Annotated in this window: 17 protein-coding genes; 8 read left to right on the forward strand and 9 right to left on the reverse strand. The window is 46.4% G+C overall.

Features of this window, described 5'->3' with window-relative positions:
* Positions 1 to 79: 79 nt before the first annotated feature.
* Complete coding sequence (locus BUB19_RS19035; protein ID WP_073096860.1) at positions 80 to 682, forward strand: hypothetical protein; 603 nt, start codon at positions 80 to 82, stop codon at positions 680 to 682.
* Here the strand turns inward: BUB19_RS19035 and BUB19_RS19040 are convergent.
* Positions 676 to 1,641 (reverse strand): succinylglutamate desuccinylase/aspartoacylase family protein, encoded by a 966-nt coding sequence (locus BUB19_RS19040; RefSeq protein ID WP_073096862.1) that lies wholly within the window; start codon positions 1,639 to 1,641, stop codon positions 676 to 678. The genes BUB19_RS19035 and BUB19_RS19040 overlap by 7 nt on opposite strands.
* 120 nt (positions 1,642 to 1,761) lie before the next feature.
* Here BUB19_RS19040 and murB point away from each other — a divergent pair, with 120 nt between their 5' ends.
* Positions 1,762 to 2,802, forward strand: a complete 1,041-nt coding sequence (gene murB / locus BUB19_RS19045; RefSeq protein WP_073096863.1) for a UDP-N-acetylmuramate dehydrogenase — start codon at positions 1,762 to 1,764, stop codon at positions 2,800 to 2,802.
* A 268-nt stretch (positions 2,803 to 3,070) separates the two neighbouring features.
* Here murB and BUB19_RS19050 read toward each other — a convergent pair whose 3' ends face one another.
* Positions 3,071 to 3,553: a deoxycytidylate deaminase gene (locus tag BUB19_RS19050; protein WP_073096999.1), complete on the reverse strand. Its 483-nt coding sequence runs from the start codon at positions 3,551 to 3,553 to the stop codon at positions 3,071 to 3,073.
* A gap of 354 nt (positions 3,554 to 3,907) precedes the next feature.
* On the opposite strand from BUB19_RS19050, the gene BUB19_RS19055 reads away from it, so the two are divergent.
* The 4 genes from BUB19_RS19055 to BUB19_RS24260 all read left to right on the forward strand — a co-directional run bounded on the left by BUB19_RS19055 (position 3,908) and on the right by BUB19_RS24260 (position 5,505).
* Complete coding sequence (locus tag BUB19_RS19055; protein WP_073096865.1) at positions 3,908 to 4,285, forward strand: response regulator; 378 nt, start codon at positions 3,908 to 3,910, stop codon at positions 4,283 to 4,285.
* A 72-nt stretch (positions 4,286 to 4,357) separates the two neighbouring features.
* Complete coding sequence (locus BUB19_RS19060; RefSeq protein WP_073097001.1) at positions 4,358 to 4,843, forward strand: hypothetical protein; 486 nt, start codon at positions 4,358 to 4,360, stop codon at positions 4,841 to 4,843.
* A gap of 57 nt (positions 4,844 to 4,900) precedes the next feature.
* Positions 4,901 to 5,122 (forward strand): hypothetical protein, encoded by a 222-nt coding sequence (locus tag BUB19_RS24255; protein ID WP_073096867.1) that lies wholly within the window; start codon positions 4,901 to 4,903, stop codon positions 5,120 to 5,122.
* A 236-nt stretch (positions 5,123 to 5,358) separates the two neighbouring features.
* Positions 5,359 to 5,505, forward strand: a complete 147-nt coding sequence (locus BUB19_RS24260) for a hypothetical protein (RefSeq protein WP_178371537.1) — start codon at positions 5,359 to 5,361, stop codon at positions 5,503 to 5,505.
* A gap of 152 nt (positions 5,506 to 5,657) precedes the next feature.
* Here the strand turns inward: BUB19_RS24260 and BUB19_RS19070 are convergent, their stop codons facing one another.
* Positions 5,658 to 7,157 (reverse strand): peptide MFS transporter, encoded by a 1,500-nt coding sequence (locus tag BUB19_RS19070; protein WP_394333889.1) that lies wholly within the window; start codon positions 7,155 to 7,157, stop codon positions 5,658 to 5,660.
* 208 nt (positions 7,158 to 7,365) lie between these two features.
* Between BUB19_RS19070 and BUB19_RS19075 the strand changes: the two genes are divergently transcribed.
* Positions 7,366 to 7,800, forward strand: a complete 435-nt coding sequence (locus BUB19_RS19075) for a peptidylprolyl isomerase (RefSeq protein WP_073096869.1) — start codon at positions 7,366 to 7,368, stop codon at positions 7,798 to 7,800.
* 18 nt (positions 7,801 to 7,818) lie between these two features.
* On the opposite strand, the gene BUB19_RS19080 is transcribed toward BUB19_RS19075, so the two are convergent.
* From BUB19_RS19080 to BUB19_RS19095, 4 genes are all read right to left on the reverse strand, one after another.
* On the reverse strand, positions 7,819 to 9,102 hold the full coding sequence (locus BUB19_RS19080; protein WP_073096871.1) for a NupC/NupG family nucleoside CNT transporter: 1,284 nt from the start codon (positions 9,100 to 9,102) through the stop codon (positions 7,819 to 7,821).
* A 104-nt stretch (positions 9,103 to 9,206) separates the two neighbouring features.
* Positions 9,207 to 9,818, reverse strand: coding sequence for a bifunctional nuclease family protein (locus BUB19_RS19085; RefSeq protein ID WP_073096873.1), 612 nt, complete (start codon positions 9,816 to 9,818; stop codon positions 9,207 to 9,209).
* A gap of 6 nt (positions 9,819 to 9,824) precedes the next feature.
* The gene (locus BUB19_RS19090) at positions 9,825 to 10,790 is read right to left on the reverse strand and encodes an electron transfer flavoprotein subunit alpha/FixB family protein (protein ID WP_073096875.1); all 966 of its coding nucleotides are present in this window, start codon (positions 10,788 to 10,790) and stop codon (positions 9,825 to 9,827) included.
* 13 nt (positions 10,791 to 10,803) lie between these two features.
* A complete protein-coding gene (locus BUB19_RS19095; RefSeq protein ID WP_073096877.1) occupies positions 10,804 to 11,535 on the reverse strand; it encodes an electron transfer flavoprotein subunit beta/FixA family protein in 732 nt (243 codons plus the stop codon).
* Positions 11,536 to 11,589: 54 nt separating this feature from the next.
* Here BUB19_RS19095 and BUB19_RS19100 point away from each other — a divergent pair, with 54 nt between their 5' ends.
* Positions 11,590 to 11,916: an enzyme of heme biosynthesis gene (locus BUB19_RS19100; protein WP_073096879.1), complete on the forward strand. Its 327-nt coding sequence runs from the start codon at positions 11,590 to 11,592 to the stop codon at positions 11,914 to 11,916.
* A 75-nt stretch (positions 11,917 to 11,991) separates the two neighbouring features.
* Here the strand turns inward: BUB19_RS19100 and BUB19_RS19105 are convergent, their stop codons facing one another.
* Entirely contained in the window at positions 11,992 to 12,990 is a 999-nt protein-coding gene (locus BUB19_RS19105) for a quinone oxidoreductase family protein (RefSeq protein ID WP_073096881.1), read from the reverse strand.
* Positions 12,991 to 13,169: 179 nt separating this feature from the next.
* Positions 13,170 to 14,750, reverse strand: coding sequence for a replicative DNA helicase (gene dnaB / locus BUB19_RS19110; protein WP_073096882.1), 1,581 nt, complete (start codon positions 14,748 to 14,750; stop codon positions 13,170 to 13,172).
* Positions 14,751 to 14,892: the final 142 nt, after the last annotated feature.

The following is a 14,892-nucleotide window of genomic DNA, read 5'->3' on the forward strand; positions in this document are numbered from 1 at the left end:
CGGCAGTTAATCAATAGTGTTTTCGATTAAACTGCCATAGCAGTACATTAGAAGCAAATCAACATAAAACTTCCCGGATATGAAAATCAAAAAATTTACACAACAAAATAGTCTCCTTTTATTTACCTTTTCCTGTATATTCTTGCTGTCCCTGTATTTTTCTGATGCGAAAGGACAGGCATTTGACAAGGGGACGAAAGTAATCAGCGCTGGAGTAGGGATCGGCAGCTCGCTGGGCAGTTTTTCACACAACTCACAAACTCCCGCCCTCAGTGTGCAATATGAACAGGGAGTATGGGATGCCGGAGAAGATGGAGTCATCAGCCTTGGCGGCTACGCCGGATACAAAAGTTTTGGCTGGGATACGGAAACCTCCGGATTTAATTCTTCTGCCAGCTGGAAGTATACCATTATCGGCCTGCGCAGTGCCTACCATTATCAGGGCCTGGACAATGAAGACCTTGATGTGTATGCCGGTCTGATGCTGGCCGCCAACCTGCTCAACTATACCTACACAGATTCACAGGGAAACCGGCAGGGATCCGGAAACTTCGGCAACAGTACAGGACTGACCATCTATCTCGGCGGGCGCTATTATTTCTCCCCCATGGCCGCTGGTTTCGCAGAGATCGGATATGGCATTTCCTACCTCAACCTGGGTCTGGCCCTCAGGTTTCAGTAGGAATCGGTCAATGCACTCCCTCCACTTCTTCCAATATGTATCAGTGCATCTCCGGCATTGACTACCGGCTGATTGTTAATGCCAATCACATACCCGGATGAAGCGCTTTTGACAGGTACCTTTACCTGTCCATACGGATCGGAGATTTTGGCCAAAACCTGACCTTTCCTTACTTCATCTCCCAGAGATACAGAAGCATTGAAAATACCAGAGATCCTGGCCCTGACCCAGCCGCTTTCCTGGATTTTCAAGGTTCTGACAGGTGGAAAATCCCCCTCAATCATGTCCAGGTGCCGGAGTAGCCTTCCGGTACCCACTATCCCCTCTCGTACCACCTGCTCGTCAAGGCGCATGGACTCTCCTCCTTCAAATACCAGAATATGCTTCTTGTTTTTGTAGGCTTCCTTGCGGAATGACTTGTCAATATGAGGAGAATTGACCGTAAAATGTGCGCCAAAAATTTCGGCCAGTTTCAATCCCACCTTGTCTTTGAAATCTACCCGTACCTGTGGGTAATTGGACAGCATCCTTCCTCCGGTATGAAAATCAATGCCAAAATCGATTTGGGATATGATCTCATGGGTTAGAATATAGGCAATCTGGGAAGCAAGAGAGCCTTTACTACTTCCGGGAAAGCTCCTGTTCAGATCCCTGCCATCCGGAAAAGTCCTGGAATTGCTCAGGAAGCCATATACATTCACCAGCGGTATGAAAATCAAGGTTCCCTTTCTGGGCTCAAACATGTTTTCCTCAAGCATTCTCTTTACGGTGACAATTCCGTTGATTTCATCCCCATGGACTCCCCCGCTGATCAATACAGTAGGGCCTGGTTTACTCGAACTGCGGATAAATACCGGCAGATCGATAAGGGTGTGGGTAGGAAGTCTGGCTATGGCTATCTCAATATTCAGGGATTGCCCGGGTCGGACCCGGATACCATTTATCACCATCTCTTTCATAAAAAAGCCGATTTTTTCAATTATTCCACGAAAATTAACCCCAACCCTTCCGCGCTAAATTATGAGGTTAATTTTTTCTATTTGACCAAATAACCGTTAATTCGTGATATATAATAGAGGATGAAGATACAAGAAAATATTTCATTAAGCGCTTACAATACCTTTGGAATAAACAAAAGGGCCAGATATTTGATGAAAGCAGAAAGTAAGGAGGATATCCTGCTTGCTTTCAAACAATCCCAGCTTCTGGGCAAACCACTTTTTATCCTGGGAGGTGGCAGCAATATTCTACTCCTCGAGGACCTGGATGCCCTGGTGTTGAAAATCAGTATCCTGGGGATAGATAAAATTAGCGAAGACGATCAGCAGGTGATCCTGAAGGTGGGGGCAGGTGTAGTCTGGCACGATCTGGTCCTGTATTCTCTCGACCAAAATTTAAGTGGGCTGGAAAACCTTTCGCTTATCCCGGGTACGGTGGGTGCCGCGCCCATGCAAAATATTGGAGCTTATGGTGTGGAAATCAAATCCGCATTTGAGCACCTGGAGGCAATTGAGATTTCCACCGGAACCACCCGAATATTTCAAGAAAAGGACTGCAGGTTTGGATACAGAGACAGCATCTTCAAAAATGAATTGAAGGGCAAATACATCATTACCCACGTAGCATTCAGGTTAAACAAAGACCACCAACCCAATATCAGCTATGGGGATATTCAAAGCACCCTGCAAAAAATGGGAGCCATACGGCCCAGCCCCCTGAACATCAGCAAAGCGGTGGTGCAGATCCGGCAACAAAAACTCCCGGATCCAAAAGAGCTGGGAAATGCCGGAAGTTTTTTTAAAAACCCAACCATCTCGCTGGAAAGATACAATCAACTCAAGGAAAAACATTCGGAAATCCCGGGGTATCCGATAGCAGGTGACAGGGTGAAAATCCCCGCCGCCTGGCTAATCGATACGCTGGGTTGGAAGGGCAAACGTATGGGACCCGTGGGTGTGCATGAAAAACAACCCCTTGTTTTGGTCAATTACGGCGGAAGTAACGGGTCCGATATCCTTGAATTGGGTAGGAAAATCCAGGAACAGGTATGCACTGAATTTAATATCCGGCTCGAAAGAGAGGTCAATGTCATCGGCCGGGAGCAACTCATTCAGCTCTAGCCACCATTATTCTATTGCTCCGTGAAACGCCCAGAGATCCACCAGAAAGTGGTAAATGAGGAAGCGTATATGCCGAGCCTACAGCAAACCAGCTTGTGGAATTGCAGCTACGCTAGCCAACAAATTGACCAGTTGAACCCGAAATGTGCATCAGGAATTCTATCGCAGGCCGAAATCACCTCAATGTAGTTCCCAACCTCATCAGGGCGGTGAAGTTTCGAAACTACCTGATTTTCCTGCAATCCCGGCCCTCACACCGAAATCCGGGCTAAACCAAAGAGTCGCTTATTTGCAACACTTTCTGGTAATGTTCTACCTTGACACCGAATTTTTCCAGAAAAGCCAGCCCTTCATCAATGCCGATACCTTTATAATCCGCATAAGAATACAGGTAAACCACTTTACTGATACCCATGGAATAAATGATTCTCGCGCAGGGCAGACAAGGCGCCAGAGTCACATACAGGGTAGACCCGTCTACCGAGGCTTTGTTTTTGACCGCATAGAGGATCGCATTTTGCTCTGCATGCAGGGCCAGCGAACAACTTCCCTTGCTATCCCTGCTACAGCCCTCTTCCGGAAATTCTTCGTCACAATTGTGCGTACCGGAAGGAGGTCCGTTGTAGCCTATAGAAATGATGCGGGTATCTTTGCTGAGTACAGCGCCCACATGCTTTTTGATACAGTGAGATCTTTGCGCCAGGCTCACCGCCAGCTCCATAAAAATATCATCAAAATCTGGTTTGGCCATGAGAAGGAATTCTTGGTCTTGGGAGTAAAGATGGTTTTTTACATTCAAAAGAGGCCTTCAGGGAAATAAAATTCCCGGACAACCCTGCACAAATCTAGGCCTTTTTAACGTTTTCTCTGATGGCTTGCCGCTTTTTTTATAGCACCCGCGAGGTTGTTCCGGATGCGCCCTGGAAGCAGGATTTGCTTGCTAGCCGGTAAGATTTACCGATTACCAGGGCCCGATCATGCAGCCTGGTAATCGGTAAAAAATTTGGGCAAAAAAAATATTTTGTGTCAAAATTTACTAATTAAAAATTTTACTCTACTTTTGTAGTGCTTTATTTGCTTTTCAATAACACGTTTATGCATTTCAATGGTAAAAATAGTTTTAATTGATGATGATCCTATCAGTATCTTTGTCACAGAAAAATTGATACAAAGAAATATTACAGAACCATGCAAGGTTTTCACCTTTGACAATGCTATGGATGCCTTAAAGGACATCTATCAAATCAATCCTCATTATCTTTTTCTTGATCTCAACATGCCCGAAATGTCCGGTTGGGATTTTCTGGAAATTTTCGATCCGGTAAAGCAGGACCCTGAAATTTACATCCTGAGCAGCTCGGTAGATGAACGCGACATCAACAAGGCCAATCAGTACGAAAAAGTAAAGAAATACCTTTCCAAGCCGCTAATCAAACAGTATATCCATTTAATTTTTGGAAAAAACAGGCAAGACATCCATTGAAAAATCCGATTTTATTGGGATGATCAGAAACTACTTTTGCCTAAAATGGTTTATTACATAAAAAACCAAACCATGGCAACAGCGAATCCCAAATTGATATTTGACCTGCGTAAAACGGTAGCAAAACTCAAAAAAGGAGCACCTTACCAATGGGGCCATATGGGCGCGTGCAATTGTGGCAACCTTGCGCAGGAGATCATTCAAATCAGCAAAGCAGAAATCCATCGGCTGGCCATGCAGCGCTCCGGCGACTGGAGCGAGCAATTGGTCGATTACTGTCCGAGCAGTGGCATGCCCATGGATCTCATGATCACCAAATTACTTGATGCAGGCCTGGACCGGGATGATTTGATTCACCTGGAAAAATTATCTGATCCGAAAATACTGGCCCTGATCCCCAAGGACCGCAGGGATAAAATGAAAAAAAACAGCCTGTCAGATCTGATTATCTACCTGGAAACCTGGACGCAATTGCTGGAAAACCAATGGGCTGCTTCTCAGGCAATAAGCATTTTTGACAAGGAGGAAAAAATAAATGTTTCTGAGGTCTTGAGTTAATTCGGGAAATTTCATTATTTAGCCCCTAGTTGTATAATAAATAAATACCTGGGGCTTATGAACGATGATTTTGACGATGATTTCGAGTCTGATTCCGAAGAAGACGAGTTTGATGAGGAATTCGATGATCTGGTTTTTGACGAAGAAGAAGACAATGGGCTGGAAGATGACGTTTTTATGGATTTCGACGCGGACGATTTCGAAGAACTTGACGATGATTTTGATGCCGAAGAGGACTATGAAGACGAGGATGATTACGAGGACGACGATTTAGATTAAAATTTATTCCGGCTTACTGCGTGAGCGTAGCTTTCTGCGTGTAAATGATGTAGTGTGGGGCAGATTTTAGCTGGAACAGGTAGAGTCTTATCTGGTTACCATCTCTTGGTCCCGTATTTGAACGCGTTTCATTCTACCTGTCAGAAAATTGAGCAGTACAGCCTGGATATATGTTTTGATTTTCACGCTTCACTTGCTAAATTGCGCCTTTATTTGATATCAAAACCTTTATGCATATGTTGTTAGAAATATTCAGTTCCCCGATTGCTTCCGGAGCACAAACGTTTTGGCTAATTGTTTCCATCCTGGTGGGTTTGGGAGCCGGATTATCGGCAATTGATTTCAGAAGCACCCTATTCAAGAAAAACGAAAAGGAGCATTAAATAACGCGCTTCAAAGCTGAATCCGTAAAAATATCTTCAGGGCTTATTCAGACGCCGAAAACACCAAAGGTATCCGGGTAGATTTCCTGAAAACTTCAGGCGGTTTCAGCTTTTATTTTTTTTATGATGTATCACGCGTTGCAAAGAGAATGCTAACGCACTTTCCCCATTAATTTTCTGATAGGACCGGCGATAGCCATCAACACCAATCCCGCTCCCATTACGGTGTAAACGATCAGCAAGTACTGTTGCGGCATCTCAGCCAGTGCTTCAGACGTACCTCCACTGGCACTTCCCGCAATCCTACCAGCCACCAGATTGCCCATAGCAATTGAAAGAAACCACATGCCCATCATCTGCCCGGAAAACTTCTTCGGTGCCAGTTTGGTGGTCAAACTCAAGCCGACCGGGCTGAGGCTAAGCTCCCCGAAAGTGTGAAAAAGATAGGTAATGACCAACCAGGTGGGTGCTGCCAGGTCTCCGGAGGCCGCAATCTTGGCAGCAAAGTACATCACCAAAAAGCCGATACCGAGTAAGATCAGCCCGAAGGAAAATTTAAGTGGAGAGCTGGGTTCCAGATTTCTCTTTGCGAGACCCACCCATAGGGCTCCAAAAAAGGGCGCAAAAATGATGATAAATATACTGTTGACGGACTGGAAATATCCGGCGGGAATTTCCCATCCCATCAGTGTCCTGTCCGTAAATCGCTCAGCAAATAAATTTAATGAAGAGCCTGCCTGCTCAAAACCCGACCAGAATACTGCGGAAAAGACAAAAAGGATCATGATCACAAGTACTTTCTTTTTCTCCCCAGTATCCAAACCTCCCAGCAACAACACATATCCAAAATACACCAATGCAACAATAGCGATAACGGTATTTGAAACCCCCGCAATGGAGACCGGATCCAGCTTGATAATTTGAAAAAAGAACAGCAACAATAACACCAGGCAAAGTCCCAGAACCGACCACATTCCTTTAAAGGCACGCTTTTGCGCTGCCTGCTCTGCTGTGTCTTTTGGCTTCACAGCCTCGCCTACTCCGTCCAGGTACCTACCGGTGAGCCTGTACTGCACCAGTCCCATCAACATGCCAAATCCAGCAAGTCCGAAGCCCAAATGCCAGTTATAAACAGCCAGAGTACTGCAAGCAATGGGTGCCAGAAAAGCACCCAAATTGATGCCCATATAAAAAATAGAGAATCCGGCATCCCGCTTGGTACTGTTTTCCGGATACAATTGTCCTACTATCGAGCTGATATTGGGCTTCAGTAGTCCCGTACCGAAAACGATCAACACCAGCCCCGAAAAGAAGGCCGGAAGGTCTATTCCGGAAAGACTATTGACTCTGCCTATATCTCCACTCCACCAGTGGAATAACCCCGGCAATGCCATGGTAAAGTGTCCCAGAGTGATGATGATACCGCCAATCCACACTGACTTTTTGAGTCCAATCAACCTGTCGGCTACCCATCCTCCGGGTAGGGCAAGCAAATATACTCCCATGGAATACAGTCCATAAATTGCACCAGATGTCTGGTCATCAAGTCCCAACCCTCCGGTAGCAATGGGTGCTGTCATAAACAGGATCAGCAGAGCTCGCATGCCATAGTAGCTAAAACGCTCCCACATCTCGGTAAAGAATAGCGTCATCAGACCTTTGGGATGACCAAAAAGTTGGGGTCCTTCATATTCAAGTATATCTTCAGGGGCGTTATGCTTTCCTAAAAATTTGTCTTCCTTTTTCAAATCTATGGGTGTAAGTGGTGAAATATTCCAAAAAAGCCAATGCTTCGGATACAAGTATAACATGATACTACCATTATTTCAGTATTATTGCAAAAAAACAACTGATAGCTTTATGAAAACAGGAGAAATCCATACTGAAAAGGGCACCATGCTGGTAGATTTTTATGAGGAGGATGCCCCCAAAACTGTTGCAAATTTTATCCAGCTAGCGCAAAAAGGATTTTATGATGGATTAACATTCCATAGAGTGATCCCTAATTTTATGGTACAGGGTGGCTGTCCGAAAGGCAATGGCACTGGTGGTCCCGGCTACCACATAGACTGTGAGCTGGATGGAGAACTACAATACCACGACCGGGGCGTACTTTCCATGGCTCACGCCGGGAGGAATACCGGGGGTTCTCAATTCTTTATCTGCCACAACAGAGACAATACCCAGCATCTGGACAGAAACCATACTTGTTTCGGGAAGGTAAGTGAAGGCCTGGAAACGCTGGACCAGATCAGGCAGGGAGACAAAATCACAAAAATTATCATTCACGATTAGGCAATGATCGCCTAAAAATTAAAACAATGCCCCGGCAACGGTGGCAGTCATCAAACAAGCTACGGTAGCCGCAAGTAAGGCGCGCATCCCCAGCTTTGAGAGATTGCCCTGCTGCCCGGGTGCTATACTGCCAATACCGCCCACCTGAATAGCTATGGAACTAAAATTTGAAAATCCGCAAAGGGCGTAGGTGGCGATGACGATAGATTTTTGAGTCAGGGATCCGGCAGCCTGCATTTCTGCCAGTCCGAGATAGGCCACGAATTCATTGATTACTGTTTTCTGGCCCAAAAGGGAACCCACCGCAAGGGTATCTTTCCATTCTACTCCGATAATCCAGGCAAAGATCCTGAAAATTTGTCCCAGCAGGTATTCCAAAGACAATCCGGGGAAGGTCCCTTCCGTACCGCTAATTACCAGCGCATTGAGTCCGGAGAAATCGCCTATGATATCGGAAAGCAAATAGTTTACTGCCGCGATCACCGCAATGAATGCCAGCAGCATGGCACCGACGTTAAGGGCAAGCCTGAGTCCCTCCGAAGCTCCCCTGGACATGGCATCTATCAGGTTTACATCAGGAATCTGATCACTGATTTCCAGATTATCATTCAACGCGTCTTTGTTTTCTTCCGGGATAATGATTTTGGAGATCACAATGGCGGCGGGGGCATTCATGATACTTGCACCCAGCAGGTAGGTAGCAAACCTGGTTTTTTCTACCGGATCATCACCTCCCAGGAAAGCCACATAGCCCGCAAGTACACCCCCGGCTATAGTGGCCATCCCTCCTGTCATCAAACACATCAGTTCAGACCTGCTCATCGTAGGAATAAAAGGTCTTACCAATAAGGGTGCTTCGGTCTGCCCCAGAAAAATATTCCCGGCAGCCGACAGGCTTTCGGCTCCGGAAAGGCGCATGGTTCTGGCCATCACCCACGCAATTCCGAAAACGACTTTTTGCAAAATACCCAGATAATAAAGTCCAGCCGAAACGGTAGAAAAAAAGATGATCGTGGGGAGCACCTGAAAGGCAAAAATGAATCCAAAGGAACTTGTAGCCAGATCTCCGAAAAGAAATTGAGCGCCCTCTTCCGAGAAACTCAGAAAAGTCACAAATCCCGCACTGATACTGGAAAACACACCCGCTACAAACTCTACCTTGGTGATAAGCACTCCAAAAATTACCTGCAGCCCTATCCCAATGGTCACGAGGCGCCAGTCTATTACTTTCCTATTGGATGAAAACAAGGTGGCAAAAAACACCAACACCAGGATACCGAATACGCCTCGCAAATAATCCATACCGATTTATTAATTGTAAGCTACAGGCTCTCTGGCAGGGTATCCTATCTGTGGCGAAATGCGCCTTACCTGGCTAGATTTGGATAAATAAGAGCGATCCGGCATCAATTCCTTCTGTTGATCTCGTCTCTCAGTCTGGCAGCCTTTTCATAATCCTCATTACTGATGGCCTTCTCAAGCATTTGATTTAACTTATCCAGGCTAAAATCCTTCAGGGAAGCTTCCTGAGATTTGGTTTTTTCCCGACCAGACTTTCCCGAACCAGTTGCTGCCGACGCCTCCTGTTCTCTTTTTTCATCCTCTTCAGTAAACTCAATTGCGGCCTCTGCCATGACAGAACTTGCACAAAATATCGGCGCATCAAACCTGACTGCGATGGCAATGGCGTCGGACGGACGGGCGTCAATCTCCACTTTTTTAAAAGAACTGTGACACATGATCTTGGCGTAAAATACTCCCTCCCTCATGTCTGAGATCAGAATATGGTCTACGGAAAACTGGAAATTTGAGGCAAATGACTTGAAAAGATCGTGTGTCATTGGCCGATTGGGAATGATCTTCTCTATTTCTATGGCGATTGCCTGAGCCTCAAACATGCCAATCACAATAGGAAGTTTTCGTTTTCCTTCAGACTCACCCAATATGAGCGTAAAGGAGCCTGATTGTGCGCTATTTGAAGATAAGCCCAGGATTTCTAACTCTATCGTATTGTCCACCGTCTATTATTTTAATGCCTTAATCGCTTCTGTAAGCTTGGGGACAATATCAAATGCGTCCCCCACTATTCCATAATCCGCTGCTTTAAAAAACGGAGCTTCGGGATCTTTGTTTATAACCACAATATTCCTGGAGCCGTTCACTCCCGCCAGGTGCTGGATGGCACCGGAAATGGCGATTGCTATATACAAAGAGGGCGCCACCTTAACTCCGGTTTGCCCTACGTGCTCATGGTGAGGTCTCCAGCCCAGGTCAGACACTGGTTTGGAACAGCCCCTCGCAGCCTGCAAAACTTCAGCCAGGCCTTCGATCATGCCCCAGTTTTCAGGACCATTCAGCCCTCGCCCCCCGGACACCACTATATCTGCTTCTGGAAGCAATACTTCCCCACTGGCTTTTTCCACCTCAGTAATCCTGGCGGCAAACACTGATTCGGGCAGGTCAACAGTCAGGCTTTCAACCGAGACCTCTTCCCCGTCTGTTTTTATGGGCTGAGTATTTTTTTTGATTGCCAATATTTTGTTTTCTGCCGGAATAGCTGTTTCTACAAAGGCTTTACCAGTAAAAATACTTCTTTTTACGACAAACCCAGCGTTCATATCGGGCAATCCAACTACATTTGACACCAAGCCCGCATTCAATTTTATGGCCAACCTGGAAGCAACCGCATCTCCAAGAGCAGACTTTGCCAGTACTAGGATACTGGCGTCCACTTTCGCAAATACCTGAGCGATAATATGGGCATGGGCCTGAATCACCCCCGAGTTTAACCTTTCATCAGCTACATGATAAATGGCGTCCGCACCGGCCTTGCCCAACTGATTCCAGTCTGCATCTTCAATTGTACCACAGCCCAATACATTGACCTTATCTCCGGACTTTTCACTTAAAGCGGCCGCATAGGATACCGCTTCCAGTGAGGAACTCTTAATTTTACCCTGGTCCTGTTCTATATATACTAATATTGACATTTTCTTTAGCTATTTAAAGTACTTTGGCCTCATTTTTTAGCAGCTGCACCAATTCGTCCACACTCCCGACAATCTTAACTTCAGCTTTTGGCGCCGGAAGTTCGTAGGTTTTTGTCTCGGTGCGGGTATCCGCCTCAACCGGATCAACCACCTGAAGGGGCTTGCTTCTGGCAGACATGATCCCTCTCATATTGGGAATTTTCCATTCTGCAATGGGCTCCTGGCATCCTGCAATGAAAGGCAATCCTACCTCAATAAATTCTTTCCCCCCTTCAATCTCTCTGGCCAATTTCGCCTTAGTGCCCTCAAGCTCGAGTTTCATTACCGGAGAGATAGAGGGCAGACCTAATATTTCTCCTACCATACCATGTACCATCCCCCCGTTGAAGTCTATAGACTCTCTTCCCATTAAAATCAGGTCGTAGGATTTTTCCTTTGCCCGCGCGGCGATTTGCTGTGCTACAAAATGGGCGTCTTTGGGAAAGGCATTTACCCGGATGGCCTCATCTGCGCCTATTGCCAGAGCCTTTCTCAATGTGGGCTCGGTTTCTGCCTCCCCTACGTTCAGTACGGTAATCGTACCGCCAGTCTGCTCCTTGAGCTCTACTGCTCTGGCAAGCGCATAGTCATCATACGGACCGATGATAAACTGCACACCCGTTTTATCCAATTGTGTATTTCCCTCAGTAAACCTGATCTTTGAAGTGGTATCAGGCACATGCGTAATACATACCAATATATTCATTTGATTTTTTTTAACTTTGTCTACAAATTATAAAAATAAATGTAATCCGTCACCATGAACCACGCTGATAGGGTAAGTCTCCTACTGCAATACGTTAAAGAAGAACCCGAAAATCCCTTCAATATTTATGCCCTGGCTTTGGAATACCAAAATCAAGACAAAGAAAAGGCTTCTTTTTATTTTAACAAACTATTGAAAGAACATAAAAGCTATCTGCCCACGTATTATCACGCAGCTTTGCTGTTTGCAGCACTGGACCAGGCCGAAAAGGCAGAGAAAACATTCCTTGACGGTATCGCCCTTGCCGACAAACTGGACGATAGTCATGCAAAAAGGGAGCTGCAAAACGCCTACCTGAATTTTCAGCTCGATGAGGACTAACCGCTTTAATAAATGCCCGACAACTTTTTTTAATTCCCGGAATCAACCCTTTGCTTTTAACGCCAAAACTCAGGTTCAGTAGATTTTCAATACCAGTTTTCCCAGTTGCTTGCTGTTTTTCATCTTGTCGAATGCGGCTACAGCGCTGTTCATTGGAAATACTTCATCTACCTGAGGCGATATTTTGTGTCGGGAAACCCATTTCAGCATTTCCTCAAAATCGGAATCCGAACCCATCGTTGAACCCTGAATGGCAAGTTGTTTCCAGAAAATTTTCCGGGCATCAATTTGCTTCGGATTACCCAAAGTAGCACCATAGACCACTATCCTGCCGCCTGGATTGGCCAGGTCGATCAAACCATTCAGTGTATCACCCATAGCGCTGTCGACGATAAGGTCAAAGCCTCCCATTTCAGCCTTTGCCTGCCCGACCCAGTCTGAGCGATAATTGTATCCGGCTGCAACGCCCATTTCCAATGCTTTGTCCAGCTTCCACTGTTCGCCGCTGCTCACACTTACCACAGCACCAGACCGCAGGGCAAACTGGCTGGCAAACTGGGCCACTCCTCCTCCAAATCCGGTCACCAATACCTTGTCTCCACGTTTCAACTTCCCCTGCCGGGTCAGGGCACGAAATGCTGTCAATCCTGCCAACGGCAGGGCTGCGCCCTGATTTGCATCCAAATGAGCCGGTTTTTCGTGTACCCTATCTGCTTTCACACAAATGTATTCTGCAAAGGTACCATGATGGGGCATGCCAAGAATGGTGAATTTCCCTGACTGGGCCGCGGGGTCATCCCCCCAGTCGTTGCCCGGATTGATCAATACCTCTTTTCCGAGCCAATGCCTCTCCACATCTTCTCCAACTTCGGAGACAGTTCCGCAGCCATCTGAACCGAGAATAATTCCGTCTTTCAGATTCGGATATTTTCCCTGCCGGCACCATTGATCCCTATGGTTCAGGGCTGCCGCTTTTACCTTGATTTTCATTTCTCCCGGCCCGGGTACTGGTTCCTTCATTTCCACCAGGGCAATTCCATCGGAATTGTGGCTGTCTAAAATGATACACTTCATAATTTCTGATTGTCTGGTTAAATTTTAAAACGCAGGATGCATCCTCCTGTGCTGTCGCTCCAGGAGATTCTTCGCCGGGATTAGCTTCCGAGCTGAAACTCTTAAAATCCAATCCTGGTAAAGCATTTCATTCTGCTATAAGGAGTTCGAAAGGTTTGAACACAGGATTTTAATTTCCATCAAAAGGGAGCATCTTCCTCACCTTTTGGAAATGGATTGCCGCCCGGCTCATCACCATTGGCGCGGCTGCCCATTCTCACCATGCTGCCATCATCAAATCCCTTGCCTCCGGCACTGCTGGGAAACCGGCTGCCATAGAGTGCATCCTGTGGCTGGTAGGGGACATTTAAATCCAGGTCCGTAAACTTGGTGTATTTGCCGATAAACCTGAGCTTGACATTTTCCAGGGAGCCGTTCCGGTGTTTGGCTATGATTACTTCGCCTACGCCAGAGGTGCTGTTTCCATCTTCGTCTTCGGTAATGCCATAGTATTCCGGCCGATATAAAAACATCACGATATCCGCATCCTGCTCGATTGCCCCCGATTCTCTTAAATCAGATAGTTGGGGTCTTTTGTCTCCTCCCCTGGTCTCCACAGCTCTCGAGAGCTGTGACAAGGCGATTACCGGAACATTCAATTCCTTGGCTATCTTCTTCAGGGCTCGGGAAATACTGGAAATCTCCTGTTCCCTGTTCCCGCTGTTATTGCCCTTACTATCGCCGGACATGAGCTGCAGGTAGTCCACCACGATTAGCTGGACGTCATTTTGAGCCTTCAGGCGACGGCATTTGGCCCGCAACTCAAGGATTGAGAGGGCGGGCGTATCGTCTACAAACAGAGGTGCCGAGGTAAGCTTGCCGGTTTTATGAATCAATTGTTGCCATTCGTAGTCTGCCAGATTACCTTTCTTGATTTTCTCAGAATCCAGCTCGGCTTCAGAGCTGATCAGCCTGTTGACAAGCTGTATGGAAGACATCTCCAACGAAAAAATCGCTACCGGACGGTCATGATCGACTGCGGCATTTCTAAGCACGGAAAGCACAAAGGCCGTTTTCCCCATTGCGGGGCGGGCTGCGATGATCACCAGATCCGACTTTTGCCAGCCGGAAGTGACCCTGTCCAGGGCTGTAAATCCGGATGGGACGCCCGTGAGGCCGTCTTTCTGGCCTTTCTTGCTTTCCAGCTCCGTGATGGCCTCCCGCATGATGGAGCGCATGTCCACATAATTTTTCTTGATGTTGTTTTCCGAGATCTCAAAGAGGGACTGCTCCATCTTGTCCAGTAGCTCAAAAACATCGGTTGTATCTTCAAATGCCTCCTTTTGTATCTCAGAGGCTATCCGGATCATGTCCCGCTTCATGGCCTGCTCGGTAATGATCCGGGCATGGTACTCAATATTTGATGCAGAAGATACCCGGGAGGTAAGTTCAGTAATGAAGTAGGCACCCCCAACCAATTCCAGTTTACCATTCCGCCGAAGCTGATTGGTGACAGTGAGCAAATCAATAGGTTCACCCGCATTGAATAAATCCAGAATGGCTTCATAGACCGTTTTGTGGGTATCTTTGTAAAAGCTATCCGGCAAAAGGATATCCACAACAGCCGTCAGGGCATCCTTTTCAAGCATCAGTGCTCCCAAAACCGCCTCTTCCAAATCTATGGCCTGTGGAGGCAGCTTGCCCAATGCCGCCGCAGGATCCCCTGTACGTCTCCGCAATGTCCCTATTCTTTCAGACTTATTACTGCTTTTTTCTGCCATATAAACAAAAGTACCCCTTTAAGGTCAAAGGTTTTGAACAAGTTTTACACTTAATTATCCACAAACTGCTAACCCATACCTATACAACCCTTTGCGTTCAAAATTTATTCCAGAGATGGCATTTATATTTCATATCCTGGCA

It is taken from the genome of Cyclobacterium lianum (genome assembly GCF_900143075.1).
GTDB lineage: Bacteria > Bacteroidota > Bacteroidia > Cytophagales > Cyclobacteriaceae > Cyclobacterium > Cyclobacterium lianum.